Source organism: Haloparvum sedimenti, from assembly GCF_001462205.1.
Taxonomy (GTDB): domain Archaea; phylum Halobacteriota; class Halobacteria; order Halobacteriales; family Haloferacaceae; genus Haloparvum; species Haloparvum sedimenti.
This window is the reverse complement of sequence record NZ_LKIR01000087.1, coordinates 1-1,157: the sequence shown is the minus strand read 5'-3', so window position 1 is coordinate 1,157 and position 1,157 is coordinate 1. Positions and strand designations below refer to the sequence as shown.

Annotated in this window: 1 pseudogene; it reads right to left on the bottom strand. The window is 64.0% G+C overall.

Annotated features, from left to right (window positions below):
• A pseudogene (locus AN233_RS05470) lies at positions 1–1,038 on the bottom strand (ATP-binding protein); the annotation flags it as partial.
• Positions 1,039–1,157 lie beyond the last annotated feature (119 nt).

Here is a 1,157-nt window from a genome sequence, read left to right as displayed (position 1 = left end):
CCGGATGTTGACCGTGAACGACCGTTTGGCGTTCTTCGCGTCGATGTACTCGATCCGCTTCTCGACGGCCTCGCTGAGCTGCCGGTCGTCCTGGTCGCTCCGCTGCTCCTCGACCTCGAGCAACGAACCGACGACTTCCTGGAAGAACGTATCCCGGCCGTCGACGAGGTCCTCTTTCCGCACCTCCGCGTCGGACTGCCAGCTGGCACGCCGTTGGAAGACGACTTGGAACGCTGTCGGCGCTGTCGCCTCCATCAGGTGGTCGATTAGCGACGCCAGCGCCGCGCCGGGCTCGTCGACGGACGAGAGATCGCCGTTCGTTTCCTCTGCCGTGAACGGCGTCAGCGAGGTCATCCAGTCCTGCTTCCGCGACGCGGCGCCACACCACCGAACCCCGAGCGGCGAGACAGCGTCTTGTGCCGGGCGAGCCAGAATCGTTCCCGCCGGTGTCATCGTCGGCTTCTCGATGGCCCGTCGTTCTTCCTCGTCGCCTGGAAGTGCATCGGGCGACGCTAGTTCGAGGGCTGAGTCCCCGACAGTAACGTGATGATCGGGGACGCTCGTGGCTGCTGTACCGCCGTCGACAACGGGGTCCGCTTCGGCTGGCTCGGCGTCCGCTGATTCCTCGTCGACGATGTCGTACTGTTCTGCCGGGCCAAACTCGTACTGCAGCCGCCCGGCCTCGTAGTGGTCGACGAATTCCTGCGGTGTGAACTCGACTGGCTGAATGAGCCGAGAGGCGACGTCGACGTCGACGCGCTCGATGTCGAACGTGCTTGGATAGATGGAGCGGAGACGCTTCTCAAGCGTATCGAGGTGCGCATCGGCCCCGTAGAAGAACTCTACCGGGTCGTCCGGGCCATCACTGATCGCGAGGAACTCGAATCGGGGTGGTGTCTCACTGTGGAGTGGGTTCAGCTTCGCCCCGAGGCCCGACGAGCCGGGCGTGGTCAGTTTGTGGAGGCTGTCGAGGACTCGGGGGATGCTCTCCGGGTCAAGCCGCTCGGATGTCGGCGTGACGCGCAGGTACTCAGCCATCGTTGGTGTCCTCCGTTGACCCGCCGTCTGGCTCAGCTTCGACGGCGTCTGATTCCTCGTTCAGTTCGCTCGTTTCGTTCGTTCTGTTCGTTGCTCGGTGTTCGAGCTCTTCCTGGAAC